This is a genomic window from Limnohabitans sp., assembly GCF_036804465.1.
In the GTDB taxonomy this organism is placed as follows: domain Bacteria; phylum Pseudomonadota; class Gammaproteobacteria; order Burkholderiales; family Burkholderiaceae_C; genus Limnohabitans.
The window spans coordinates 35,452-62,007 of sequence record NZ_DAIRSK010000002.1 but is presented as its reverse complement, the minus strand read 5'-3'; the positions used below and the strand labels follow the sequence as shown (position 1 = coordinate 62,007).

26 protein-coding genes are annotated in these 26,556 nt (G+C 57.8%); 25 read left to right on the top strand and 1 reads right to left on the bottom strand.

The annotated features are described in order from the left end of the window. Positions 1-177: 177 nt before the first annotated feature. A complete protein-coding gene (locus tag V7Q41_RS01415) occupies positions 178-873 on the top strand; it encodes a TetR/AcrR family transcriptional regulator (RefSeq protein WP_333841844.1) in 696 nt (231 codons plus the stop codon). On the opposite strand, the gene V7Q41_RS01410 is transcribed toward V7Q41_RS01415, so the two are convergent. Next, on the bottom strand, positions 870-2,990 hold the full coding sequence (locus V7Q41_RS01410; protein ID WP_333841842.1) for an FAD-dependent oxidoreductase: 2,121 nt from the start codon (positions 2,988-2,990) through the stop codon (positions 870-872). The two genes, V7Q41_RS01415 and V7Q41_RS01410, sit on opposite strands and share 4 nt — an antisense overlap. A 168-nt stretch (positions 2,991-3,158) precedes the next feature. Between V7Q41_RS01410 and V7Q41_RS01405 the strand changes: the two genes are divergently transcribed. The 24 genes from V7Q41_RS01405 (at position 3,159) to V7Q41_RS01290 (ending at position 26,497) form a co-directional block, all read left to right on the top strand. Beyond that, positions 3,159-3,908 (top strand): electron transfer flavoprotein subunit beta/FixA family protein, encoded by a 750-nt coding sequence (locus tag V7Q41_RS01405; RefSeq protein WP_333841839.1) that lies wholly within the window; start codon positions 3,159-3,161, stop codon positions 3,906-3,908. A 24-nt stretch (positions 3,909-3,932) separates the two neighbouring features. Then, on the top strand, positions 3,933-4,877 hold the full coding sequence (locus V7Q41_RS01400; RefSeq protein ID WP_333841836.1) for an electron transfer flavoprotein subunit alpha/FixB family protein: 945 nt from the start codon (positions 3,933-3,935) through the stop codon (positions 4,875-4,877). A gap of 47 nt (positions 4,878-4,924) precedes the next feature. Beyond that, a complete protein-coding gene (locus V7Q41_RS01395) occupies positions 4,925-5,698 on the top strand; it encodes an SDR family oxidoreductase (protein WP_333841834.1) in 774 nt (257 codons plus the stop codon). A gap of 126 nt (positions 5,699-5,824) precedes the next feature. After that, positions 5,825-6,559: an SDR family NAD(P)-dependent oxidoreductase gene (locus V7Q41_RS01390; RefSeq protein ID WP_333841832.1), complete on the top strand. Its 735-nt coding sequence runs from the start codon at positions 5,825-5,827 to the stop codon at positions 6,557-6,559. 11 nt (positions 6,560-6,570) lie between these two features. Further along, on the top strand, positions 6,571-7,341 hold the full coding sequence (locus V7Q41_RS01385) for an SDR family NAD(P)-dependent oxidoreductase (RefSeq protein WP_333841828.1): 771 nt from the start codon (positions 6,571-6,573) through the stop codon (positions 7,339-7,341). Between the two features lie 11 nt (positions 7,342-7,352). Continuing rightward, a complete protein-coding gene (locus V7Q41_RS01380; protein ID WP_333841825.1) occupies positions 7,353-7,985 on the top strand; it encodes a nuclear transport factor 2 family protein in 633 nt (210 codons plus the stop codon). Between the two features lies 1 nt (position 7,986). Further along, positions 7,987-9,060 carry an alkene reductase gene (locus V7Q41_RS01375; protein WP_333841822.1) on the top strand — a complete coding sequence of 358 codons (1,074 nt, stop codon included), beginning with the start codon at positions 7,987-7,989 and terminating at the stop codon, positions 9,058-9,060. 113 nt (positions 9,061-9,173) lie between these two features. Next, positions 9,174-10,088 carry a VOC family protein gene (locus V7Q41_RS01370; RefSeq protein WP_333841820.1) on the top strand — a complete coding sequence of 305 codons (915 nt, stop codon included), beginning with the start codon at positions 9,174-9,176 and terminating at the stop codon, positions 10,086-10,088. An 8-nt stretch (positions 10,089-10,096) separates the two neighbouring features. Next, the gene (locus V7Q41_RS01365; protein ID WP_333841817.1) at positions 10,097-10,975 is read left to right on the top strand and encodes a CoA transferase subunit A; all 879 of its coding nucleotides are present in this window, start codon (positions 10,097-10,099) and stop codon (positions 10,973-10,975) included. An 11-nt stretch (positions 10,976-10,986) separates the two neighbouring features. Then, positions 10,987-11,751: a CoA-transferase subunit beta gene (locus V7Q41_RS01360; RefSeq protein ID WP_333841814.1), complete on the top strand. Its 765-nt coding sequence runs from the start codon at positions 10,987-10,989 to the stop codon at positions 11,749-11,751. 9 nt (positions 11,752-11,760) lie between these two features. After that, positions 11,761-12,669: an enoyl-CoA hydratase gene (locus V7Q41_RS01355; protein ID WP_333841811.1), complete on the top strand. Its 909-nt coding sequence runs from the start codon at positions 11,761-11,763 to the stop codon at positions 12,667-12,669. Then, positions 12,666-13,754 carry an NAD(P)H-dependent flavin oxidoreductase gene (locus tag V7Q41_RS01350; RefSeq protein ID WP_333841809.1) on the top strand — a complete coding sequence of 363 codons (1,089 nt, stop codon included), beginning with the start codon at positions 12,666-12,668 and terminating at the stop codon, positions 13,752-13,754. The genes V7Q41_RS01355 and V7Q41_RS01350 overlap by 4 nt, the downstream gene beginning before the upstream one ends. Positions 13,755-13,766: 12 nt before the next feature. Then, entirely contained in the window at positions 13,767-14,522 is a 756-nt protein-coding gene (locus tag V7Q41_RS01345; RefSeq protein ID WP_333841807.1) for an enoyl-CoA hydratase family protein, read from the top strand. 17 nt (positions 14,523-14,539) lie between these two features. Next, complete coding sequence (locus tag V7Q41_RS01340; RefSeq protein WP_333841805.1) at positions 14,540-15,694, top strand: acyl-CoA dehydrogenase family protein; 1,155 nt, start codon at positions 14,540-14,542, stop codon at positions 15,692-15,694. Between the two features lie 12 nt (positions 15,695-15,706). Then, positions 15,707-16,783, top strand: a complete 1,077-nt coding sequence (locus V7Q41_RS01335; protein WP_333841803.1) for an acyl-CoA dehydrogenase family protein — start codon at positions 15,707-15,709, stop codon at positions 16,781-16,783. A gap of 13 nt (positions 16,784-16,796) precedes the next feature. After that, positions 16,797-17,948, top strand: coding sequence for an acetyl-CoA C-acetyltransferase (locus V7Q41_RS01330; RefSeq protein ID WP_333841800.1), 1,152 nt, complete (start codon positions 16,797-16,799; stop codon positions 17,946-17,948). A gap of 4 nt (positions 17,949-17,952) precedes the next feature. Beyond that, positions 17,953-18,831: an SDR family oxidoreductase gene (locus V7Q41_RS01325; RefSeq protein WP_333841797.1), complete on the top strand. Its 879-nt coding sequence runs from the start codon at positions 17,953-17,955 to the stop codon at positions 18,829-18,831. A 1-nt stretch (position 18,832) separates the two neighbouring features. Continuing rightward, a complete protein-coding gene (locus tag V7Q41_RS01320; RefSeq protein WP_333841794.1) occupies positions 18,833-20,302 on the top strand; it encodes an amidase in 1,470 nt (489 codons plus the stop codon). A 17-nt stretch (positions 20,303-20,319) separates the two neighbouring features. Continuing rightward, positions 20,320-21,495: an acyl-CoA dehydrogenase family protein gene (locus tag V7Q41_RS01315; RefSeq protein WP_333841792.1), complete on the top strand. Its 1,176-nt coding sequence runs from the start codon at positions 20,320-20,322 to the stop codon at positions 21,493-21,495. Continuing rightward, the gene (locus V7Q41_RS01310; RefSeq protein WP_333841789.1) at positions 21,492-22,655 is read left to right on the top strand and encodes an acyl-CoA dehydrogenase family protein; all 1,164 of its coding nucleotides are present in this window, start codon (positions 21,492-21,494) and stop codon (positions 22,653-22,655) included. Before V7Q41_RS01315 ends, V7Q41_RS01310 begins: the two co-directional genes overlap by 4 nt. Before the next feature lie 115 nt (positions 22,656-22,770). Further along, on the top strand, positions 22,771-23,556 hold the full coding sequence (locus tag V7Q41_RS01305; protein WP_333841786.1) for an SDR family oxidoreductase: 786 nt from the start codon (positions 22,771-22,773) through the stop codon (positions 23,554-23,556). 2 nt (positions 23,557-23,558) lie between these two features. Beyond that, complete coding sequence (locus tag V7Q41_RS01300; RefSeq protein WP_333841783.1) at positions 23,559-24,038, top strand: MaoC family dehydratase; 480 nt, start codon at positions 23,559-23,561, stop codon at positions 24,036-24,038. A gap of 10 nt (positions 24,039-24,048) precedes the next feature. Further along, positions 24,049-25,257, top strand: coding sequence for an acetyl-CoA C-acyltransferase (locus V7Q41_RS01295; RefSeq protein ID WP_333841780.1), 1,209 nt, complete (start codon positions 24,049-24,051; stop codon positions 25,255-25,257). A gap of 79 nt (positions 25,258-25,336) precedes the next feature. After that, positions 25,337-26,497 (top strand): helix-turn-helix transcriptional regulator, encoded by a 1,161-nt coding sequence (locus V7Q41_RS01290; RefSeq protein WP_333841777.1) that lies wholly within the window; start codon positions 25,337-25,339, stop codon positions 26,495-26,497. The last annotated feature ends 59 nt before the right edge of the window (positions 26,498-26,556 follow it).

Below are 26,556 nucleotides of genomic sequence, written 5' to 3'. Positions count from 1 at the left end.
GTTTGTTGTCAATTCAAACCTAAGGCTGGCATCAACGAGGCAGCAAACTGAAGTGTAGGGAGGACTAAGCGCCTGTGATAGTCGCTTTTTCTGTTTGGCTCAAGGGGTGCTAACTCAATGATTTGATTAGATAATTTGACTGAACCAAAGTAACCAACCCAGCACACTCGCATTTCCATGCAAAAGAATCCCCAAGCCCATGAGTGGGTCGGCGCTCAGTCGCCAAGAGAGCTGCCCCCACTGCGCAAGCGCCCCAACCAATCGCGCTCACTCGCTCTGGTAGATGCGGTGGCGCAGGCTTGTCTTCGTATCTTGGATGAGGGCGGTGAAGAGGCCCTCACGGTGGCACGCATTGCGGAAGTTTCTGGGGCCGCGGTGGGCTCCATCTACCAATATTTTCCAAACAAGGACGCGATCGTCGGCATGTTGTACGAGCGGGTGCTGGACGAGGAATCTCAGCATTTGTTGTTGATGCGCGAAAGACTGATTGGTGTGCCACTCGACGCCTTGTTGCGCGAAGTGTTGGCCAACATCATCCGAGTCGAGCTGAGGCTGTTTAAACTGAACCAAGCCTTTCATTTGCGCTACCACACGGCCTTGCATTTGGGGATGTGGCGCGGTCCTTACCGCACTGCCGCTGAATTCATTGAGGCGACTTGGCTGCCCTTGCTGCTCATGCACAAGGCCGAAATCACGACGCCTCATCCTGAGTTGGCTGCCTATTTGATTGGTCAGGGCTTGCGCAGCGTCATCCGCTCAATGCTTGAAGACTTGCCTGCACAGCTGGAGTCTCCCGCGCTCTTGGACAGCTTGGTGGCGATGGCATTGGGCTGTCTGCGACCCAACCAAATCGCGCTCACCACAGGGCCTTAGATTTCCCGCCCAGCGCGATGGCCCTCGTGCATGGCGCCTTCAATGTAGTTGACGCTCGCGCAATCGCCAATGCGCTGCATCGGCACGCCGCATTCGGCTAGCAGCTGTGATACTTGGTCGTCGGCTTGCGCGCCAATGGCCAGCACCACCGAGTCGGCATGGGTTCGCTGCTCAAGGCCCTCGGCGTCTTGCCAAACCACATCTTGGCTGGTGATCTCGCTGACTTTGGCCTGGAGGTGCAAATGGCCATGTGAGGTGACCACATCCAGCACGCGCCAACGACGCACGATCGCCAGCTCGCGTCCGGCTTTGTCGCTGGGTTCGAGCACGGTGACCTGCCGTCCACGGGCCAACAAAAATTCAGCCAGCTCCAGTCCGACCAGGCCGCCCCCAATGATGACGACTTGCTTGCCCAGAGGCATCCAGAGTTTGGACAGACTTTGCAGCGCCTCGGTGCTGTCGGTGACGCGCAACATGCCGCCCGCCTTGAACAAGGCGCGTTCAGCGAGGTTCAGTTTGGCTTTGGCGACTTCGTCGGCGCGGTCCCCGGTCATCAGCCGGCGCAGTTCGTCGCCGCTCCAGACATGGCGTTGTTCGGCACCTTGGATCTCAGGCGCAGCTCGGCGGGCGCCGCTTGCGATCAAGATGGCCTGCGGTTTGAGTTGCTGGATCAGTTGGGGTGAGGCCTCGGTAGAGAGTCGCACATCGATGGGCAGTTGCTTGATTTGCGCCACCAGATAGTCGAGCAGTTTGCCGTTTTCTGGATACGCCAAACCCGCAAAGAACAGGGTGCCTCCTAGCCGATCGGTGCGCTCGATCAGGGTGACCTTGTGGCCGCGCAAGGCCGCCACCCGAGCGGCCTCCATGCCGGCTGGACCGCCACCGACCACCAGCACATGCCGCGGCGTGGCAGCCGCCTCGATGGGGTGTTCGAACTCGTGGCCTGTCTGTGCGTTGACGGCGCACTTGACCCTTTTGTTGACAAAAATTTCACTCACACAGGCGTAGCAATAAATGCAGGGCCGGATATCTTGAGGGCGGTTAAGCGCCAGCTTGATTGGAATTTCTGGGTCGGCAAGCATCTTGCGCGCCATCGCCACAAAATCGAATTGACCTTGGGTAATGCCTTGCGCAGCCACCTCAGCCTCAATTCGCCCGGCCGCGATGACTGGGATGGAGAGGGCAGCTTTGATCGCTGCCGCATTGGAGATGTAGGCACCTGGTTGTTGAGGAATGGGCGCTTCGGTAAAGACCACGCCACTGGTCAGCGTGGCATAGGCTGAGACACTGATTGCATCGGCACCCGCTGCCTCGCACATTTTGGCAGTGGCAATCGCATCGTTCAGTGTGATGCCTGCGGGCGTGTGCAACTCCTCACCATCCAGACGAATCCAGACTGGAAAATCACTGCCCACGCGAGCCTTGACGGCGCGCAAAGTCTCCAGCAACAAGCGGGCACGGTTCTCCAAGGGGCCGCCGTACTCGTCGTCGCGTTGGTTGGAATAGGCCGATAAAAACCCAGCCAAGATGTAGGTGTGGGCGCCATGCAGCTCGACCGCATCAAAGCCCGCTTGCTTGGCGCGCAGCGCTGCGGCTGCAAAGTATTCAACCATCACCGCGATATCGGCTTTGTCCATCACACGGATTCGAACCGGATGAGGGCCAATGCCGATGAAGGTCGCCAACTCTTCCCGGGTGATGGCCGACATCATGTTGTTTTTGACCATTTTGGGAATGGAGGGAACCCACAGTTCACGGCCTTGGGCACGATCGAGGGCCGCGGTTTTACCGCCATGTTGCAACTGCATGGCGATCTTGGCGCCATGGCGATGCACGCGCGCTGCCACTTGGGCGAGGCCGGGAATGAAATCGTCGCGAGACACCCCCACTTGATAGGGCTCGCCCGTGCCATTTGGAAATGCCACAGAACACACGCCCATGGTCAGCAAACCGGCACCCCCCTTGGCGCGGGCTTCGTAATAGGCTTGAATTCTTTCGCCACAGGTGCCGTCGGTCTCAGCAAAATTAGAGCCCATAGGCGACATGATGATGCGGTTGCGAATGTCCAATTGGCCAATGCGACCTGGCTGGAGAAGGGGGGCGTAAGGGTTGTGCATGAAGGTCTTTGGAGGGCTCAGTCAAAACATGAGTGATTGTGAAACAGCCAACACAGCCAACATCGTCCATTCGGACGCTGACCAAAGTTCGTACTTGAGCCAAAGTCCATTGCATAGTTCATTTCCCGTGCTGTTCGGTGAAATGAGGCCACACAAGGAAGCTCAAACATGAAAATCTTGGTCCCAGTCAAGCGCGTGGTGGATTACAACGTGAAAGTGCGTGTCAAGTCAGATGGTTCGGGTGTTGACATCGCAAATGTCAAGATGAGCATGAACCCATTTGATGAAATTGCCATGGAAGAGGCGACGCGCATCAAAGAAAAAGGCCTTGCTTCTGAAGTGATTGCCGTCAGTTGTGGCCTCCCTCAGTGCCAAGAGACCCTGCGCACCGCCATGGCGATTGGCGCTGACAGGGGCATCTTGGTGGAAACCCAGCATGAGCTCCAACCCTTGGCGGTTGCCAAGTTGCTCATGGCCTTGGTGCATCAAGAGCAAGTTCAACTGGTGATTTTGGGCAAGCAAGCCATTGACGACGATTGCAACCAGACGGGGCAAATGCTGGCGGCATTGCTGGGCTGGCCGCAGGCCACATGTGCCTCTCAGGTCGAGCTGGCCGATGGCCATGTCGTTGTGACCCGTGAGGTGGACGGCGGCTCCCAAACGCTGAGCCTGAAACTGCCTGCCATAGTCACCACGGACCTGCGGCTCAACGAGCCCCGCTATGTCACCTTGCCCAACATCATGAAGGCCAAGAAAAAGCCTTGCATCACGCTCACGCCGGAGTCCTTGGGGGTGGATGTTTTGCCGCGCCTCAAGACGCTGCATGTCAGCGAGCCGCCCAAGCGCAGAGCGGGCATCAAGGTGGCCGATGTGGCGACCTTGCTCGACAAGCTCAGAAATGAAGCCAAGGTCATCTGAACCCCTTATTTTGGAAATTGCCCAATGAACATCCTCGTTATCGCTGAACACAACCACGAGTCCATCCAAGCTGCCACGCTCAACACCGTCATGGCGGCTACCCAAATCAGCGCACACACGCAAGGGCAAGTGCATTTGCTGGTCATGGGACATGCGGCCAGTCAGGCTGCACAGGCTGCCTCCAGCATGGCGGGCCTGAGTCAGGTGATTCATGTGGATGGGCCCCCGCTGGCTGATGGGCTGGCCGAAAACTTGGCCACCCAAGTGCATGCGCTGGCGAGTGCTTATTCGCACATTCTTTTCCCCGCCACGGCGGCAGGCAAGAACACGGCACCGCGTGTGGCGGCTTTGCTTGATGTGGCGCAGGTTTCTGACGTGACCCGCATCCAAGCCGCCGACACCTTTGAGCGACCGATTTATGCGGGTAACGCGATCGCCACGGTGCAAAGTTTGGATGCCATCAAAGTGCTGACGGTCCGCACCACCGCCTTTGATCCAGTGTCCCCCTCGGGCGGTCATGCCTTGGTGAGTGTGGCCAGTGCAGTGGCTGACAGCGGCAACAGCCGTTTGTTGGGCAGTGAAATAGCCAAAAATGATCGTCCCGAATTGACCGCAGCCAACATCATTGTGTCTGGAGGCCGGGCCCTGGGCTCGCCAGAGAAATTCAATGAGATCATGACCCCGCTGGCCATTAAATTAGGTGCAGCCATAGGCGCCAGTCGTGCGGCGGTGGATGCTGGCTATGCGGCCAATGATTTGCAAGTGGGTCAGACCGGCAAAATCGTTGCGCCTGGACTGTATGTTGCCTGCGGCATCAGCGGCGCGATTCAGCACTTGGCGGGCATGAAGGATTCCAAGGTGATTGTTGCGATCAACAAAGACCCCGAGGCCCCAATTTTCAGTGTGTCCGATTACGGCCTAGAGGCTGACTTGTTTACAGCAGTGCCTGAGTGGGTTGCAGCACTTTGAGTGCGTTCATTTCAATTTCAACCGATGTGATTCAAAGGATCAATACCATGACCACCACCTTAATAACTGGCTCTGCCTCCGGCATCGGTGCGGCCACCCGTCAAGCGCTCATGGCTGCAGGCCATCACGTCATCGGCGTCGATCTGCGACAAGCTGACATCGTGGGCGATCTCTCGACAGCCGAGGGCCGACAAGCCGTCATCGCGCAAGCATTGGTGCTCTGCCACGGCAAGTTAGATGGCTTGGTGTTGTGCGCTGGGCTGGGCGGGCAGACGCAACCAGCCTCTTTGGTGACCTCGGTCAATTATTTTGGAGCGGTGGAGTTGTTGGACGGTTTGCTGCCCGCGCTCCAAAAAGGCAGCCATCCAGCGGCCGTTGTCATTTCCTCGGTGGCATCGGCCATGCTGCCTTGGGACAAAAACCCCTTGGCCGCAGCCTGCGAGGCCCATGATGAAGCCACGGTCAGTGCCATCGTGATGGGAGCGGGAGCTCAGGGCGGCAATCTTGCCTACGCAGGGTCCAAAAATGCATTGACGGTGGCAGTGCGCAAACGCGCGGTCGCTTGGGGACAACGGGGTGTGCGCCTGAACACCTTGGCGCCTGGTGCAACCGAAACGCCCCTGCTGCAGGCGGGCTTAGAAGACCCTCGCTTCAGCGAAGCTATCAAGAATTTTGTTGCCCCATTGGCTCGTCGGGCTGAGCCGAGCGAGGTGGCTTCGGTGGTGGCTTTTCTCATGAGTCCAGCGGCCAGCTTTGTTCACGGCGCACAGTTTTATGTGGACGGGGGCATCGATGCGGCCACTCGTCCGACGCAGTTTTAAATGCAGCCATGCATCTGCAAGGGCCGCTCACAAGCCACCGCCAACCAGCCAAGTAGTCTCATTGGACGATGGTTGGGTGCAGTTGTCTGCCTATGCTGTGAGCCAGATGAATCAAGGAGATAAACAATGCGTCTCAAAGACAAAGTAGCTTTGGTCACCGGTGCCGGACAGGGCATGGGCCGAGCAATAGCACGTCGCTTTGCCGCGGAGGGTGCCGTGGTGGTGGCGTTGGACCTCAACTTGGCTGCGGCCGAAGAAACTCTGGCGGGTCTTGGCGGGCGCAGCATTGCGCGAAGTCTGAACGTGGGAGAGAGTGCCGCTGTGGCGGCGGTGGTCGATGAAGTCGTGGCGCTTTTTGGACGTGTCGATGTGTTGGTGAACAACGCTGGCGTTGGCTCGGTGGATGCTTTTGCCGACATCCCTGACGAAACGTGGGCACGCGTGATCAATGTGAACCTCAATGGGGCTTTTTATTGCGCACGTGCCGTGGTGCGAGCCATGCAAAAAGTCGGCACGCGCGGTGCCATCATCCATGTGGCCAGCACGGCCGCCGCCTCGGGTGACGGCCCAGCGCATTACTGCGCTTCCAAGGCCGCACTGATGGGCTTGACCCGCAGCATGGCCAAAGAGCTGGCGCCACAAGGAATTCGTGTCAACACCCTGGTGCCCGGCCCCACCAACACCCCAATGATGCAGAGCATTCCGCAGGAGTGGATAGACGCCATCATCAAAGGCGTGCCCATGGGCCGTATGGCCGAGCCCGAAGACATCGCTGGCGCTGCCTTGTTTTTGGCCAGCGACGACAGCGGCTTTATGACGGGACAAAATTTGGCAGTCAACGGCGGTAGCGCTTTTCTGTAAGGACTCATCGAATGACGCAAGCTAGACTTCAAGACAAAGTGGCCTTTGTGACGGGTGGCGGGACAGGCATTGGTGCTGCCACTGCTGTTCGTTTTGCCCAAGAGGGTGCGGTGGTGGTGATTTGCGGTCGACGCCTCGATCCACTGAATGCCGTGGTGGCGCAAATCAAAGCGGCGGGTGGCCGCGCTGAGGCGGTACAAGTCGATGTCAGTGATGAAGCCGCTTTCACGGCTGCCATCGAGGACGCTGCTCAGCGTCACGGGCGCTTGGATATTCTGGTCAACAACGCCATGGCCTATAGCTGGGGCGCGATAGAGTCGACCAGTACAGCCGACTGGCACAGCAATTTCAGCACCTCGGTCGATGGGACGTTTTGGGGCACTCGCGCGGCCATGAAGCTGATGAAAGACAGAGGCGGCTCCATCATCAATCTTTCGTCTATTTGTGGTTTATTGGGCACCTCTTGGATGGCGGGTTACTCTGCAGCCAAGGCCGCCATCATCAACTTCTCTCGGGCCGCTGCTGCAGAGGGCGCGCTCAGCGGCATTCGGGTCAATGTGGTGATTCCAGCTGTGGTCGAGACGCCTGCGACAGCGGGCATGTTGTCGGACCCTGCGGCACGACAACAAACCGAAAAACTCATACCCATGGGACGTGTGGGGCAACCCGAAGAGTTGGCCAATGCGATCTTGTTTTTGGCCAGCGACGAGGCAAGCTACATCACGGGTGCGGCATTGCCCGTAGACGGTGGGCGTTCGGCCGTGTTGGTCACCGCGCTGTGAAGGCGCAAGTCATGTCTTGGCCTTGCACACTTGAGGAGCGCATCGACCGGCTGGAATCGATTGAGTCGATTCGTCAGCTGGCTGGCAAGTATTCACTGTCCTTGGACATGCGCGACATGGATGCACATGTGAACTTGTTTGCGCCTGATGTGCGCGTTGGCAAAGACAAAGTCGGGCGTGCGCATTTCAAAGCCTGGCAAGACCACACCTTGCGCGACCAATTCACTGGCACCTCACACCATCTGGGGCAGCACCTGATCGAGTTTGCCGATGCGCAGCATGCAACAGGTCTTGTGTACTCCAAAAATGAACACGAGTGTGGTGCCGAATGGGTCATCATGCAGATGCTCTACTGGGACGACTATGAGCGCATCGCGGGTGAGTGGTTTTTCCGACGTCGATTGCCTTGTTACTGGTATGCCACCGATCTGAACAAGCCACCCATTGGCGACATGAAAATGCGTTGGCCGGGGCGCGAGCCCTATGACGGCAGTTTTCATGACCTGTTTCCGAGCTGGAATGAGTTTTGGGCAAAACGCCCAGACAAGGACCAATTGCCAGAGGTGGCCGCCCCGGCCCCGCTGGAGCAGTTTTTGCGCACCATGCGCCGAGGCACGCCGTCGCCAAAAATGAGAGTGCGCTGAGATGAACCCCTTGTTTGAACCCTTGGTTTTAGGCGATTTGTGGCTGGCCAACCGCATCGTCATGGCCCCCATGACCCGCAACCGTGCCGATCACGATGGTGTGCCCAATGAGTTGATGGTGCAGTACTACGCCCAGCGCAGTGAAGCGGGTTTGATCGTGACGGAGGGCACTTGGCCCAGTGCGGTCGGACAATCCTATTGCCGCCAACCCGGTATTGCGACCAAAGCGCAGATCGCGGGATGGAAAGCTGTCACCGATGCGGTCCATGCCCGAGGCGGTTTGATCGTGTTGCAAATCATGCACGGGGGACGCATTGGCAGTCACTACATCAAGCCCGCAGGTGTTGAAACGGTGGCACCCAGCGCCTTGCAAGCGGCGGGGGAGGTCATGACCGACCGTGCCGGTATGCAGGCTTATGACTGCCCACGTGAACTGACCACGCAAGAAGTTCGAGCCATTGTGCAAGAGCACGCCCAAGCGGCCATTCATGCGCGCGAGGCCGGTTTTGATGGCGTCGAGTTACATGGCACCAGCGGCTATTTGCCCATGCAATTTTTGAGCTCTGAGACCAATCAGCGAAACGACGAGTACGGCGGATCGGCAGCCCACCGGGCCCGCTTTGCTGTCGAGTGTTTGCGCCACATGGCCGCTGCGATTGGCGCTGCCAGGGTGGGTTTGCGTTTGAATCCTGGCAACACGTACAACGACACCCGCGACGAAGATTCGGCGTCGACCCATGCCGAGTTGATGCGCCAGGCCGCCACGCTGGATTTGGCATACCTGCATGTGATGCGCGCTCCCATGCCTGAGTTGGACGCTTTTGCATTGGCGCAAACTCATTTTGGTCAGCGTCTTATCTTGAACGATGGCTTTGATCCCGTCAACGCTGAGTCAGCCTTGCAGGCTCATCCGGGTGCCGCTTTGTCATTTGGCCGCCACTTCATTGCCAACCCAGACTTGGTCCAACGAATTCGCCTGGGTCAGCCCCTGACCCGTTTTGACCGTAAAACCCTCTACACGCCGGGGGCGCTGGGCTACACCAGCTACGAAAACGCGCCTGCTGTCTCCAGCTAAAGCAGCTGTCCCCCTGGGCCATTGTTTAGTCTCTACGGACGATGCTTGGGGTGGCTGGTTTGATCAGAATGACCAACAGATGTTTCATTTCTAAAAAGCTGGGTGCACAAATCATGATGAAAATCGCGGGACTGGCCTATGTCGTGGCCGAAACAACAGATCTGGACCGATGGAAAAAATACGCCGAGGGTGTGCTGGGCATGATGACCACGGCGTCGCCGGATGGCGGTTTGTATGTGCGAATGGATGAGCGGCAATTCCGTTTTGCCATTCAAGCGGGAGCACGTGATGCTTATGCCGTGTCTGGCTGGGAGGTGTCTTGCCAGGCTGATTTCGCGCATGCGCTGACAGTTCTTGAGCAGGCGGGCGTCGAGGTCGTTTTGGGCAATGCCGATTTGTGCCGTCACCGTTGCGCGCAACAAGTGGCTGGTTTCAGCGATCCATCAGGCAACCGTCACGAGCTGGTCTGGGGGTTTCGTTCAGATTTTGTGCACTTTGCCTCGCCAGTCGGTGTTTCAGGTTTTGTGACGGGCAACATTGGCATGGGGCACGCCGTGCTGCCTGCACCTGTGTTTGAGCAAACGGTTGACTTTGTGACGCAGGTGATGGGTTTTGGCCTCTCAGACATCTTTAATTTCCGACCTGGCCCCCCGGATAGCCCCAGTTTGCCCATTCACTTTTTTCATTGCAACAATGGGCGGCATCACAGCTTGGCCTTGGCTGGGTTTCCAGTCCCCAGTGGGTGTGTGCACGTCATGGTCGAAGTCGAGGGTATGCCAGAGGTCGGCCGTGCGCTGGACCGAATGTATGCCCATCAAGTCAAACAAACTGCCACATTGGGTCAGCATACCAACGACAAAGTGACCTCGTTTTACATGCAAAGCCCGTCTAATTTTGATATTGAGTATGGCTACGGGGGTGAGGTGGTCGACTGGTCGCAGCACATCACCCATGAATTTACCCGTGTCAGTCTTTGGGGGCACGATTTCAGTATTGGCCAAAAAGCCCCAACGGATGAGAAGGCATAACTGCGCATATGGCCAATAAACAAATGACTGCCGCCGATGTCGTGGCCACCCTGCAAGACGGCATGACCGTGGGCATTGGCGGTTGGGGCCCAAGGCGCAAGCCCATGGCACTGGTCCGCGAAATTTTGCGCAGTCCGCTCAAAGACTTGACGGTGGTTTCGTATGGCGGCGCAGATGTTGGCATGTTGTGCGCGGCGGGAAAGATTAAAAAACTAGTGTTTGCTTTTGTCTCTCTCGACTTTATTCCGCTAGAGCCCTACTTTCGACAGGCCCGCCAAAGCGGAGCCCTCGAGGTCATGGAAATTGACGAAGGCATGATGTTGCTGGGCCTGAAGGCGGCCGCCATGCGGGTGCCCTTTATCCCTACCCGTGTGGGATTGGGGACCGATGTGCTGGTGTGCAACCCAGACCTCAAGCTGGTGGCATCGCCCTACGACCAACGCGACTGGGTGGCCATGCCTGCATTGCCCCTCGACGTGGCTTTGGTGCATGTCGATCGGGCTGATTCGCGCGGTGTCTGTCAGATCAAGGGCCCCGACCTCTATATGGATGAATTGTTTGTGCGTGCCGCGCAGAAAAGTTTTGTCAGTTGCGACGAATTGGTGGAGAGCGAATTTTTTGAAAATGCGGACGAAGCGCGCCATGTTTACTGGGAGCGTGCCCACACCACAGGTGTGGTGCATTTGCCCGCAGGGGCACACCCGAGTTCGTGCGCGCCGCTTTATGGCTTTGATGTGAAGCACTTCAAAGACTATGTGGCCAGCGCCAAAGAGGTGGGTGGTTGGCAAACCTATGCCGAGCGCTTTGTCCATTGCACTGAGTCGCAATACCTCGCGCGTGTGGGCGGAATCGAGACGGTGCGCCAATTGCCGCTTCCCGTCTTTTGAAGGTGGCAGACATGAACGATTTTTCACTGGTAGACCAAATCATCTGCGCCGCATCTCAAGCATGGAAAGATGATGGTGAAGTGCTGGCAACTGGCATTGGTATCGTGCCCCGTCTGGCAGCATCGCTGAGCATGCTCAGCAGCAACCCCGATTTGATGATGACCGACTCAGAAGCATGGCTGGTGCGTGAGCCGGTCCCAGTTGGGCCGCGCGGTAACTACCAACCCAAGCGCGAAACTTGGATGGGGTTTAGCCGCATTTTTGACAATGTCTGGAGTGGCAAACGCCACGCCATGGTCGGTCCTACGCAAGTGGACCGCTTTGGTCAGGCTAATATTTCGATGATTGGCAGTGACTACCACAAGCCAAAATCCATGATGTTGGGTGTGCGCGGTTTTCCTGGTAATTCAATCAGCCATGCCAACTCATTTTTTGTGCCGAACCACAGCACCAAGGTGTTTGTGGCGGGCGAAGTCGACATGGTGGCCTCTGCGGGCTACAACCCTGCCCGCGTGGCGCGCGGCTGGCATCTGGATGACATCGATCTGCGCTTGATTGTGACCAATCTGGCTGTCCTTGATTTTGGGGGTCCTGGGCATCAGATCCAGTTGCGCTCTTTGCACCCTGGCGTGACTGCCCAACAGGTGCAAGAGGCCACTGGATTTGAATTGCATGTGGCTTTGAAGGTGCCTGAGACAGCCGCCCCGACAGAGCTTGAGTTGAGTCTGTTGGCCAGACTAGATCCTCACAACTTGCGTGCGACAGCATTGGGATGAGACCTGACTATGAACCACTCTGACTCTGGTAACGACTTCGTTCAGCGAGAAGACAAGTCGGTCTACGAAACCACCGAGCCCGTTTTGTACGCTGTGGCCGATGGCATCGCCACCGTGACGATGAACCGCCCTAGCTTCAACAATGCGCAAAACTCGCAAATGACCTATGCGCTGGATGCCGCATTCAAGCAAGCCGTTGATGACGATGCTGTCAAAGTGATCGTGTTGCGAGGTGCGGGCAAGCACTTCAGCGCGGGACACGACATCGGCACACCAGGGCGCGATATCAACAAGCCCTTTGAGAGACAAAGCCTGTGGTGGGACCACACCAACAAGCCTGGCGCCGAGCAATTGTTTGTTCGTGAACAAGAGGTCTATCTGGGCATGTGCCGCCGCTGGCATGACATTCCCAAGCCAACCATTGCCATGGTGCAAGGCGCATGTGTGGCGGGCGGGTTGATGCTGGCTTGGGTGTGTGACCTGATCATTGCCAGCGATGACGCGTTTTTTCAGGACCCTGTGGTTCGTATGGGCATCCCGGGCGTCGAGTATTTTGCCCATGCGCATGAACTCAACCCGCGCATTGCCAAAGAATTTTTGTTTTTGGGCGATCGCATGAAGGCCGATCGCGCCTACATGATGGGCATGGTCAACCGTGTTGTGCCGCTTGACGAATTGCAAGCGCAGACCTACGACATCGCCGCGCGCATTGCCAAGCAGCCCCGTCTTGGCCTGAGCTTGACCAAAACCGTGATCAACCGCGCCGAAGAGTTGCAAGGCTTGCGCGCCACCATGGATGTTGCCTTTGGCTACCATCATTTTTCACATGCGCACAGCCAAATTTTGGGTGCAGGGACGCTGGGTGGGCACGACGCCAAGTCGATGGTTCAAGCCAACAAAAAGGACAATTCGGCATGACGACCTCCCATGCTTTGCGAACCCCACTGTGTGACTTGCTGGGGTGCAAGTACCCCATCGTCCAGACGGCCATGGGCTGGGTGTCGGGTTCATCTTTGGTGGCAGCCACCACCAATGCGGGTGGCTTTGGTTTTCTGGCCGGCGCCACGATTGCTGCAGACCAGGTAGAGGCTGAAATCATCAAAGTCAAGGAATTGACGGGTGACCAACCCTTTGGGCTGAACTTTCATATGTTTCAGCCCAACGCCCACCAGTTGCTGGACTTGGCAATTGAGCACAAGTTGCGGGCAGTCAGTTATGGCCGTGGGCCTGACAAAAAAGTCATTGGCCGACTGCGTGACGCAGGCATTGTCTGCATGCCCACTGTGGGTGCGCTCAAGCATGCACAAAAAGCCATCGAGATGGGGGCCAATGCCATCACGGTGCAGGGCGCAGAGGGGGGTGGCCACACCGGTTCGGTGCCCTCGACGGTGTTGATCCCCCAAGTGGTGGATGCGGTGAACGTACCCGTGGTAGCTGCGGGTGGGTTTTACGACGGGCGAGGCCTCTTAGCCGCCATGGCGTATGGCGCGCAGGGCATCGCCATGGGCACGCGTTTTTTGATGACCAGTGATTCAGGCGTACCCGAAGTCACGCTCAAGCGCTACTTGGATGCGAAGGATGCGGAAAAAATTCAGATCTCCTACTTGGTCGATGGCATGCCGCAGCGCATGATTCCCAACGAATACCTCAGCATGCTCGAAAAAGCCTCGCCCATCAAGCGCCTGCGGATTGCCGTGGGTTTGGCGCTGGCGTGGAAGGCCCAAACCGGCATGACCTTTCAGCACGCCCTCGGCGTGCTTTGGCAAGGTTTGCGCGAAGACCCCGGCAGTGCGGCGCAAACCATGATGGCAGCCAATGCGCCCATGTTGTTGCAACGCGCCATGACCGATGGCAACCCAGTCGAAGGCGTCATGTCTTCGGGTCAGGTGGCGGCCTTGATCAATCGACTGGAATCCTGCGAAGACGTGATCTCAGGCATCGTGGGGCAGGCGAGCAAACGACAAGCCGAACTCAATCAATTCAATGCCGCCGTGGGCACTTGAGGAATCGCAAACATGAGCCAACAATTTTCTTGCCACCTGCACGACAACGGTATCGCAGAAATCGTGCTCGACCGGCCCCCAGTGAACGCACTCAATGCGGCTGGCTGGAACGCGCTCGCCGTTGCAATTCAGGCGCATGGCGAGCAACCCGATGTCAGAGTGATTGTGGTGCGCGCCGAAGGCCGCGGTTTTTGTGCGGGGGTCGATATCAAAGAGCTGGCCAGCAACGACAAGCTCATCATCGATGTGAATGCAGGCAACTACGCCACTTTCAAAGCGGTGCATTTGAACAAAGTGCCTGTGATTGTGGCTGTGCATGGCTTTGTTCTGGGCGGCGGCATTGGCATTTGCGGCGCCGCTGACATTGTGATTGCTGCCGACGATGCAAGCTTTGGTCTGCCCGAAGTTGACCGCGGCGCCATGGGCGGCGCAGCACACCTGCAACGCATGTTTGGGGTGCAAAAAACCCGTTATCTGTTTTTTACAGGAGAGATGATTGGCGCCGCCGAAGCCGCCCGTTTGGGCGCGATTGAGCGGGTGGTGCCGCGCGAGCAATTGCGTGACACGGCAATGCAAATTGCGGCCAAGATTGCTGCCAAAAGTCCAGTCATGATTCGCATTGCCAAAGAGGCCTTGACGGGCATTGAAGACGGTAATTTGGAAGACAAATACCGCTGGGAGCAAGGCTTCACACTCCAAGCTTATATGAGCCCCGATTCGGGCGAAAACCGCAATGCGTTTGTGCAAAAACGCGATGCGAAGTTCTGATTGCCAAGGAAGCGCTGATGAATTTGACATACACCCCTGCACAAACTGCATTCAGAGCCGAGGTCCGTGACTGGTTGCAAGCCCATGTGCCGCATGAGACCTTTGCCAGTCACGAAACGCGTGAAGGTTTTGAGCAACACCGCCAGTGGGAGGCCCTCTTGGCAGATCAGGGCTGGAGCAGCGTGACTTGGCCCAAAGAGTTGGGCGGACGCGGTTGCGATTTGACTGAATGGCTCATCTTCGAAGAAGAATATGCCATCGCAAACGCCCCCTTTCGGATCAACCAAAATGGTATTTTGCTGCTCGGCCCCACCTTGATGGAGTTTGGTACGCCTGAGCAAAAAGCCCGATTTTTGCCGCGCATGGCGCGTTGCGATGACATGTGGGCCCAAGGCTGGAGCGAGCCCAATGCCGGCTCGGACATGGCTGCGATCAGCAGCCGAGCTATTCGTGACGGTGATCATTACGTCATCAATGGCCAAAAAACATGGTCCACGCGGGCTATTTTTGCTAACTGGCTTTTTGGCTTGTTTCGCAGCGACCCGAGTTCTAGTCGTCACCATGGCTTGAGCTATGTGTTGGTGCCACTCGATGCGCCCGGCCTCACGATTCGGCCCATCCAAGCGCTCAACGGCAAGCCCGCCTTTGCCGAAATATTTTTTGACGATGTGCGTGTGCCAGTCAGCAACTTGCTCGGCGAAGAAGGCCAGGGTTGGAACGTGGCCATGGCTACTGCTGGTTTTGAACGTGGCTTGCTTTTGCGCTCACCGGCCCGCTATCAGCTCACAGCTCAAAAATTGATGCAGCTCTATCGCAAACACCAAGTCAGCGCTGACCGAGACCCTTCCATTCGTGAGGCTGTCATGCGTGCTTGGATGGGAGCCGAAGCCTACAACTTGGCCTCCTACCACACGGTGGGACGCATCCAACGCGGCGGACGTGTGGGCGCTGAGGCCAGCACCAATAAGATTTTCTGGTCAGAGCTGGACCTGGACATGCACGAGACGGCGATGCGTATTTTGGGCCCGAGTGCAGAGCTGCACCATGCGCCAGAAACACACGATTGGCTGGAGGGCTTTTTGTTTGCGCAGGCGGGCCCCATTTACGCTGGTAGCAACGAGATTCAGCGCAACATCATTGCCGAGCGCTTGCTTGGTCTGCCTAAAAACTGAACGAGGCTGAACATGGATTTCACTTTCAATGAAGACCAGCAGGCTCTGCGCGACTCGGTCAGTCGCTTCCTCATGGTCGAAGCAGCACCTGAAAAACTGAGAGAAATTTGGCAAACCGATGCAGGACGTTCTTCGGAACTCCGCGCCAAGTTAGCCGAGCAGGGCCTCACGGCGATGTCGGTCCCTGAGTCCTTGGGCGGCCTAGGCTTGGGCGACATGGACTGGTCACTGATGAATCAAGAGTTGGGGTATTTCGGTATTCCTGACTCCTTGGCTGACACTGCTTATTTGGCCTGTGCACTGCTGGCGGCGTTGCCACCCACGCATGCCTTGCGTGCCACATGGCTGCCCCAAATCGCCGATGGCAGCGCACGCATTGCGCTGGGTCATCCGGTCAACCCTTGGGTGGCCGATGCCCACTTGGCAGACTTACTTTTGTTGGCGCACCCCACACCCCATGGCACGCAGTGGCATGCACTCACGCTGGACCAAGTCAAACACACGCCGTGCGCCAGCATTGACTCCTCGCGCCGTCTGGCCACGGTCGAGTGGACGCCCACACCACAGACGCTCATTGCGCAGGACGCACAAGGTCAAGCGTTGGCCGATGATCTGTTGGACCGAGGCGCCCTTTGCGCGTCGGCCCAGTTGCTGGGTTTGGCGCAACGCATGCTTGATTTGACCGTGGACTATGCCGCGCAACGCAAGCAGTTTGGCAAGCCTATTGGCGCTTTCCAAGCCGTGAAGCATCAATTGGCCGATGTGGTGACCAAGATCGAATTTGCCAAGCCTGTGCTCTACCGAGCTGCCAGTGCGATGAGCCAAAGTGAAGCGCAGCGTTCGGTGCGCATCTCACATGCCAAGCTCGCCTGCGCGGACGCAGGTTGGTTTTCTGCCCGCAAGGCGATCCAGATCCATGGTGCCATGGGCTACACCTGGGAGGTCGATTTGCAGATGTTCATGAAACGGGCTTGGGTCTTGGACGCGGCTTGGGGTGACCGCGGTTTTCACAAGCACCGTCTCTCGCACGCCTTGTTGGCAGATGACGCTTTGCTTGGCCCTGGCGCGACTTTCGTCACCAACCCCTGACCTATCCATTCTTATGCCTGAAGCTTTTATTGTCGATGCCTTGCGCTCGCCCACAGGAAAACGCAACGGCTCCTTGGCTGCAGTCCACGGGGCTGACTTAGGGGCGCATGTGATTCGGGGCATTGTCGAGCGCAACGCCATCCCTGCAGACGAATACGACGATGTGATTTTTGGTTGTGTGGACACGATTGGCGCCTTGGCGGGGGACATTGCACGCACTTCTTGGTTGGCCGCAGGCTTGCCCATGAATGTGCCCGGTACCACGGTGGATCGGCAATGTGGTTCCTCCCAGCAAGCGGTGCATTTTGCAGCGCAGGCCGTCATGAGCGGTACGCAAGATGTGGTGCTGGCTGGGGGCGTGCAAACCATGAGCCGAATTCCCATTGGCTCCGCCATGTTGGCAGGGCAGCCGCTGGGCTTTAGCACACCATTTGCTGAGAGTTTGGGTTGGCAACATCGTTTTGGATCGGCGCCAGTCAATCAGTTTTATGCCGCGCAACGCATCGCTGATCACTGGGGTTTGAGCCGCGAGGCGATGGAGGTGTTTGCCAAAGAAAGCCATGACCGGGCTTTGCATGCCATGGCAGAGGGTCGTTTTGATCGCGAAATTTTGCCCTTTGGTGATTTCAAAATGGACGAGACAGCTCGCGCCAGCACGCTAGAAAAATTGGCCACCCTGCAAGCCGTGGACCCCACCTATCCCAAAATAACAGCCGCAGTGTCTAGTTCGACCTGCGATGCAGCCGCTGCCATCTTGGTGGTGTCCGAAGTAGCGCTCAAACGCTATCAACTCAAGCCACGCGCCCGCATTCACCACCTCAGCGTGCGTGCCGATGACCCGATTTGGCATCTGACCGCACCCATTGCAGCCACCGCCCACGCACTTCAAAAAGCGGGCATGAAGTTGGATGCGATTGACTTGGTGGAGATCAACGAAGCGTTTGCCTCGGTGGTCATGGCTTGGCTCAAGGAAACCGGTTACCCGCACGCGCGCACCAATGTGAACGGGGGAGCCTTGGCGCTGGGTCACCCGCTAGGTGCCTCGGGGGTCAAGCTCATGACCACCTTGCTACACGAGCTCGAGCGCACTGGCGGGCGTTACGGTCTACAAACCATGTGCGAAGGCGGTGGACAGGCCAACGTCACCATCATTGAAAGACTTTAAACCCATGCCTATTTGCGATCAAAGAGTTGTCATCATCACGGGCGCAGGCGCAGGTTTGGGGCGCGTGTATGCCTTGGCATTTGCAGCTGAGGGCGCGCGTGTGGTGGTGAACGATATCCGCCTAGAGGCCGCGCAGGCGGTCGTGGCCGAAGTCGTGGCTGCAGGTGGGCAGGCGATTGCCAACCACGGCGACATCACGACCACGGCGGGGGCGCAATCCATTGTGGATGCTGCGCTTGAGGCTTATGGGGAAGTCCATGTGCTGGTGAACAACGCCGGTATTTTGCGAGACCGCATGTTCATTAGCCTGACGGAGGATGATTGGGACCAAGTCATGCGGGTGCATCTGAAGGGCCATTTTTGCTTGGCTCAAGTGTTGGGTCGCCGCTGGCGCGACGCTGCCAAGGCAGGCAACACCATCGACGCGCGCATCATCAACACCAGTTCGGGAGCCGGTTTGCAAGGCTCGATTGGGCAGTCCAACTATTCGGCCGCCAAGGGCGGTATTGCTGCGCTCACCCTGGTGCAAGCCGCTGAAATGGCGCGCTATGGCGTGACTGTCAATGCGCTTGCGCCTGCAGCCCGAACCTCCATGACTGAGAGCGCCATGCCCGATGTGGTCAAAGCGCCGCAAGATGGCAGTTTTGATGCTTGGGCGCCAGAAAACGTAGCCCCGCTGGTGGTCTGGCTGGGCAGTGTGAATTCGTCACATGTCACGGGTCAGGTGTTTGAAAGCCAAGGTGGTCGGATTTCCATTTGCGACGGCTGGCGCACCGACGCCACAGTCGACAAAGGAGCGCGCTGGGAGGCGGCAGAGCTGGGGCCCATCGTGGCCCAGTTGATGTCGCAAGCTGTGCCTGCACAAAAGGTCTGGGGCAGCTGAGATGCCCTCTCTTTCCTTGCCGCACTACGAGAGCCTAGATGCCATGGCGTTGGCAGCCCTGATTCGCACAGGGCAGATCACACCACTGGAAGCACTCACTGCGGCCCAAGAGCGCGCCACGGCTCGCAGCGACATCGGCGCCATTGCCATGCGCCACGATGACATGGCGCTGCGCACCGCCCAAAAAATGTCTGGCCTCAGCGCTTCGGCGCGTGCCACGCAAACCGAGCATGCATCGCTCTGGGGCGTTCCTTTTGCACTCAAGGATTTGGGGATTGCCTTGAAAGGAACCGTCACAACGCATGGTTGTGCCTTTTTCAAAGACGCCGTGGCAGACCACGACTCGACGCTGGTCCAGCGCTACCAAGCTGCGGGCTTGAATATTTTTGCCAAAACCACAAGCCCTGAATTCGGGCAGACCGCCACCACCGAGTCGCGTTTGTTCGGACTGACCCGCAATCCTTGGAATCAGGCCATGAGCGCGGGTGGATCATCGGGCGGTGCTGCAGCGGCTGTGGCTGCTGGCATCTTGCCAGTGGCGCATGCCAGCGACGGCGGAGGCTCAATCCGCATACCGGCCTCTCACTGCGGTTTGTTTGGCCTCAAACCCAGCCGTGGCTTGGTGCCCATGGGCCCCAAAATGCTCGAGGGCTGGTTGGGCCTGTCAGCGCAAAACGTGATCAGTCGCAGCGTGCGTGACACGGCCCTTTTGCTGGAACTGACCCAAGGCCCCGAATTCGGGAGTCGCACAGGGCCTGCTGTCGCTCAGCTCATGGCCGCCTTGGAGCAACCCCCACCGCGCCTGCGCATTGCCCTGATGCTGCACAACCCATTCGGTGAACCCGTGCACCCCACTTGTCTGGATGCTGCCCAAGTTGCCGCTCGTTGGTGTGAGTCACTGGGGCATCACGTCGAAATCGCAGCACCTCAGCTGGCCATTGGCGACATGTTTGCCAGCATGGGGGTGGCCACCGCGGTAGGCATGCTGACCACGGTCAATGCGCGGGAAAAGGCGCTGGGTCGTCCAGCCCGTGAAGACGAGTTTGAGCCCTTGAACTGGCGAAGTCTGCAATTGGCGCGCAACTTCACTGCTGAGCAAGCATTGACAGCCAGGCTGGTGTTTGACCAAGCGGCGCGCACCTTGGATTTGTTTTTGACTGATTACGATCTGATTTTGTCTCCCGTCACCTCAGCACCGGCCCCGTTGTTGGGCGCCATGTCGCTTGATCAGCCTTACGAAGACTTTGTCAAGGTCGTCATGACGGCGTCGCCTTTTACCGCGCTGTTCAACATGAGTGGTCATCCAGCCATGTCGGTGCCTCTGCACTGGAATGCGCAGGGCATGCCAGTGGGGGCGCAGTTTGCAGGTCGATTTGGTGGCGAAGCCACTTTGCTGGCCTTGGCCGCGCAGTTGGAGCAAGCGGCCCCTTGGAGCGATCGCAGGCCGCAGATGATGCTGTCGATCCCTTAGGCGAAAGGGCGCGTGGCATGGAATTGGTTCTGAGTGAAGAGCAGCAGCACATCGCCGACAGTGCTGAGATTTTTTTGGCCAAAGCCAGCGCCATGCCGTCTGTCAGAGCCATCAGTCAAGGGGCCGATGGCTTAGACCTGAAGCTTTGGCAAGCAATGGCCGAACTCGGTTGGTGCGGTGTTGCTGTGCCCGATTCAACGGGCGGTCTGGGCCTGGGGCAAATAGAGCGCGTTTTGTTGCAGGAACAATTGGGCCGCCGTTTGTCATGTGTGCCATTTTTTGACAGTGCTGTGTTGGCCGCCGATGCCTTGCATGGCGTGGCTCACCACCCAATGGCTAGGCTTTGGTTAGAGCGCTTGGCCAGCGGCCAAGCAATCTTGACCTTGGCTTTGCCCGAAGTCAGCCTCCCGGGGGTCAGGGCCCCCTCCGACGCTCGACCTCATGTTGAGCCGCTTGCCAAACCGCTGGGTGGCGATCCATCGCGGTGGACACTGACTGGCGAGTGGCCTTGGGTTGGCTCTGCGGCGATGGCGCATGCCATGCTTTTACCCGCCCAAACCGAATCGGGCGAATCCTTGTTGTGGCTGGTGCCGGCCGATACGCCGGGCTTACAGGTGCAAGCCTTGCAGACCTTGGATGCCACGCGCCGAGTGGCTTGCGTGACAGCCCATGCGCTGACCTTGGATGACTCAGCGTGTGTGGGGCGGGGCCCCCTCGTGGACGAATTGATGCGTCGCGTGCGCTGTCAAGGTGCCATCGCCTTGGCTGCGGAGCAGGTGGGGGTGGCCCAGCAATGCCTGGACCTGACACTGGCCTACACCCTTCAAAGACACCAGTTTGACAAGCCGCTGGCTAGTTTTCAGGCGGTCAAGCATCGGTGTGCACAGATGTTGGTGGCTTTGGAGAGCGCGCGTTCGGCAGTTTATGGCGCGGCCTGTATGGCAGATACACAACCCGACTTGCCCGCCCTGTTGTTTTATGCGGCACAAGCCCGAGTCAGCGCCACCCAGGCCGCTTTGTTTTGTTCGCGAGAGGCGATTCAGTTGCATGGAGGCGTGGGTTTTACCTGGGAATTTGACCCGCATTTTTACCTGCGTCGTGCGCAAGCCACCAGCCAGCGTTTGGGCGCTGTGTCGTGGTGGCTGGAGCAAGTCGCGCGGCAATTGCTGGACACGCCAGAGGAGCCCGCATGAACTTATTGGAAACCACCGAAGAACGTCACTTTCGAGCCAGTGTGCGTGATTGGATGCAGCAACACTTGCGTGGTGAGTTTGAGCCTTTGAGGCATGCTGGCGCCTTGGGCGCCGCGGGCAATGCAGCCGGCTTGGTCAAACGTTGGGAGCAACAATTGGCCGCAGGCGGGTGGACGGGGCTGGGTTGGCCCCGCCAGCATGGTGGGCGAGATTTGCCGCTGGCGCACCAAGTGATCTTTCATGAGGAATATGTGCGATGCGGGGGTCCTGGAAGACTGGGCCACATCGGAGAAACCTTGCTCGCCCCCACCCTGATGGCTCACGGCACACCCGAATTGCAGGCGCGCTTTTTACCGGGGATTTTGGCGGGTCAAACTTATTGGGCGCAGGGGTACTCAGAGCCAGGCGCTGGTTCTGATCTGGCCGCCGTTCGAACCCGTGCACGGCTGGATTCGGTCCAGGGAGACTGGGTCATTGATGGGCAAAAAGTCTGGACCTCCTGGGCGCATGAGGCCGACTGGATTTTTGTGCTTGCGCGTTGCGAGCCAGGCTCGGTGCGGCACAAGGGCTTGGTGCTGTTGTTGGTGCCCTTGCGTCAGCCGGGGGTGAGCTTGCGACCGATTCGACAGATCACGGGGGAGTCGGAATTCAACGAAGTGTTTTTTGATGGCGCGCGAGCCGAGGGGACATGGCACTTAGGTGCGCCTGGACAAGGTTGGTCCGTTGCCATGTATTTGTTGGGCTGCGAACGAGGCGTCTCGACACTGGGTCAGCAGGCACATTTCAGGCGTGAGTTGGATCTTTTGCTCACATTGGCGCGTCAAAACGGAGCGGCCCAAGATCCTGGTTTGCGCCAACGCTTGGCTGAGGCGGCCTTGGGGCTAGAGACTTTGCGAAGCCATGCACTGCGCACCTTTGGCGAAAAAGCTGATATTCGGGCGGCCAGCATCAGCAAATACGCGTGGTCCAACTGGCGTCGTTCTTTGGGCGAATTGGCCATGGAGGTGTTAGGCGCTGAGGGGGATATTGCCACCCCAGACCCCATTCGCCAAGCCATGCAGCAACTCTGGCTGGTCAGCCGCGCTGACACCATTTACGCGGGAAGCAATGAGATTCAGTGCAACCTGATGGCTGAACGCGCTTTGCACATGCCCCGATAAAACCACCCCAAAGGCGTTAGCGCGTCATGGCTGGGCTTCATCGTCCAAGCAGACGATGCAACGCGAGCGCTGATTGCGGATGATGCAAAATGACTCAATGGATGGACTTTGCCGCATGAAACTCGCTCCCGATTACGTTCCCGCTCACGGTTTGCTGGTTGGAAAGTCGGTCTTGGTCACGGCGGCTGCCGGCGCTGGTATTGGCTTTGCGGTGGCCAAGCGGGCTGCAGAAGAGGGATGCCGTGCATTGTTCATTTCTGATGTGCATGAGCGACGCCTGCATGAGGCTGTCAAAGCCATTCAAACCGAAACAGGTTTGCAGCAAGTGCATGCCCTGCTTTGCGACGTGAGCCAAGAGGCCCAAGTCCAAAACTTAATTGACAACGCACATGCGCAGATGGGCGGCATTGATGTGCTCATCAACAATGCTGGCATGGGGACCAGCAAACGCATCGTGGACATGGACGACGACGAGTGGAACAAGGTCATTGGCGTAACCCTGACAGGCACCTTCCGTGTCACACGTGCGGCCTTGCGGGTCATGCAGCCACGGGGGCGTGGGTGCATCATCAACAATGCCTCCGTGCTGGGCTGGCGCGCACAGACTGAGCAAGCCCACTATGCAGCTGCCAAGGCGGGTGTGATGGCATTGACACGTTGTGCGGCGCTCGAGGCTGCAGAGTTCGGCATTCGCATCAATGCGGTCGCGCCATCCATCGCCATCCACGCCTTTTTGAAGAAATCTGCCTCTGAAGAATTGCTCAATGAGTTGTCGGCCAAAGAAGCCTTTGGTCGAGGGGCAGAGCCCTGGGAGGTGGCCAATGTCATGATTTTCTTGGCCAGTGACTACTCTTCTTACATGACCGGCGAGGTCGTATCCGTCAGTTCTCAACGGGCCTGAGCATGAGCACCCATTCCAACTCCCGACTGTGCTTTGACTCGGTCGATTCAGTCTTGGCTGCTGTGGGGCAAGAGCTTGGGGTGACCGACTGGATCGAGCTCACCCAGCAGCGCATCAACACCTTTGCCGATGCAACGGGTGACCATCAGTGGATTCATGTGGATCCCGAGCGCGCCAAGAGCGGACCGTTTGGCGCGTGCATTGCGCATGGGTACTTGCTGCTGTCGCTCGCCAATTTGTTTTTACCCCAACTGGTCACTTACCAACGCCTCTCGCTAGGCGTGAACTACGGCTGCGACAAGGTTCGTTTCCCTTTGCCTGTCAAGGTGGGCTCGCGTCTGAGGGGGCAGGGCCAAGTGCTACGCGCCGAGTCTATGCAGCAAGCTGGGGTCCAGGTGGTCGTGCGCATCAGCGTCGAGGTGGAGGGGGCTGACAAGCCCGGCTGTGTGGTGGACACCATCAGCCGTCTTTATTTTGAGTGAGAAAAATAGCATGCATGTACAAGAAGCCGTCATTGTCTCTACCGCGCGAACGCCCATCGGCAAAGCTTTTCGCGGTGCCTTTAACGATACCGAAGCGCCGGTGTTGGGCGGGCATGTCATTCGCCACGCGCTGGACAAAGTCGGTGTTGCTGGTCACGAAGTAGACGATGTGATTTTGGGTATTGCAGCCCAGCAAGGCAACCAAGGCTACAACCTAGGTCGTTTGTGCTGCTACACCGCTGGATTGCCAGACAGCGTAGGGGGCATGACGATTGACCGCATGTGTGCTTCAGGCTTGATGAGTATTGCCACTGCTGCCAAAGGCATCATGACGGGTGAAATGGACATCGCTGTGGCGGGCGGGTTGGAGTCAATTACGCTGGTCCAGAACAAACACAAAAACAGCTACCGCGCGCAGTCAGAGTCGGTCTTGAAGGCCATGCCAACGGCATACATCCAGATGATTGAAACCGCTGAAATCGTCAGTCGGCGCTACGGCATCTCGCGTGAGGCGCAAGACGAATATTCACTACGTAGCCAACAACGCACCGCAGCAGCCCAGAAAGCGGGGCTGTTTGCCGACGAGATCGTGCCGTTGGCCACCCACAAACAGTTGTTTGACAAAGAAGGTCAGCTGGTGGGCAACGAAGCAGTGACTTTGCACCATGACGAAGGCAACCGTGCCGACACTTCGCTGGAGAGCTTGCGCCTACTTAAGCCCGTTTGGAAAAAGGGTCAGTGGGTCGCCGAGGGGGAATTCATCACCGCTGGCAATGCCTCTCAGTTATCCGATGGCGCATCGGCGAGTGTGTTGATGAGTGCGGCCCAAGCCCGCCGACGTGGGCTGACCCCCTTGGGAACTTACCGGGGCTTGGCGCTGGCTGGTTGCGCTGCCGACGAAATGGGCATAGGCCCAGTCTTTGCCATTCCAAAGTTACTTCAACGACACGGTCTGGATGTGTCGGACATCGGCCTGTGGGAGATCAATGAAGCCTTTGCATGTCAGGTGATTCACTGCAGGGATCAGCTTGGAATTGATGATGCAAAACTCAACGTCAACGGTGGGGCCATTGCAATCGGTCACCCCTTTGGCATGTCGGGTGCACGGCTTGTGGGTCACGCACTTCTTGAGGGGCGCAGACGCGGCGTTCGCTATGTGGTGGTTAGCATGTGTGTGGGCGGAGGCATGGGCGCAGCAGGGTTGTTCGAATTGGCTTGAGTCAAAAATGCTTGCGCGCCAGTCTTCTCAAGCTACACTCAATTTCCAGTCACACTCATCGGTCCCCTAGGCTGCATCAATGACAGACTCACCATCGATTTTCAAGCCGGGCATCAAGACGTCTCAGGAGTTCCTGAGTCAAATTTTGGGGACTGTTTACGATGCCGCGCTTGACGAGGCCGCTTGGGTACATTGTCTTGACACGATTCGATCGGGGTTTTCCGCCAACTACGCATCGCTGATCGTGCGAGCCGAGACAAGCGAAGACGTTGGGCTCATTGTTTCGGCAGGGGATGATCAACCCAATTTAGATCCTGGCAATCCATACATTGCGATGAGCCCATTCGCGGGCATGATGCCTGACCACATCGTCACGCTTGGCGACGTGATTTCAGAGCGAAATTGGCGCAACTCTGATTACTATTTAAGTTATTGCAAGCCGCAGAATGTGTTCCATGTCATGGCTGCAGACATCTTGACGCGCAACGGGGGTATTTACGGTCTGCGAATCACCCGACCTGAGACGGCTGAGGGGTTTTCGAAAGTTGAAATTGATTTTTGCCAGTTGCTGATTCCACACATCAAGCGGGCCTTGAATCTGCATTTGTCCATCAACGAGGACCGCAAAGTGAGTTCGCTCTACAGCCAGGCCATGTCGCAACTGATGGTTGGGGTGGTGATTTTGGGCCAAGACTTGCAAGTGATTGAATGCAATCCAGCTGCGACAGCCCTTTTGGAGATGAAAGATGGTCTGCGCTTGGTGGGGCAACATTTAGAGGCTGACTATCCCAACGACAACCGAAAGCTGCAAAGTCTGTTGCTAGAGGCCATGGATAAAACAGTGGGCTCCAAAGCGTCTCTCAATCAGGCGATGTCTGTGTCTCGTTCCTCTGGCCGTTTGGCTTGGGGGTTGATCGTGCAAAGCATCGCGTCGGATCAATGGACCGAAGGCAAGCAACGTCCTTGTGTGGCGATTTTTTTACGTGATACCGAAGGACGCGTTGATCCTCCTGTGCGGCTGGCGCAGCAGCTGTTTCAGTTGACCCCCGCTGAAACCGCCTTGGCCATTCAGTTGGCCAATGGTTTGTCGCTGGAAGAGGCTTCCGAGGCGCTCAACATTCGACGCAACACAGCGCGCGCCCACTTGCGCTCCATTTTTTCCAAGACGGGGGTTCGCCGTCAGACCGAGTTGGTTCGTATTTTTCTCAACAGCGTGGCTTGGCTGAGCGAGGTTCGTTAAGCCATCGGTCATGCATTTCCTGCGATGGCATTAGTCTGCTCGGACGATGAACCACAAAG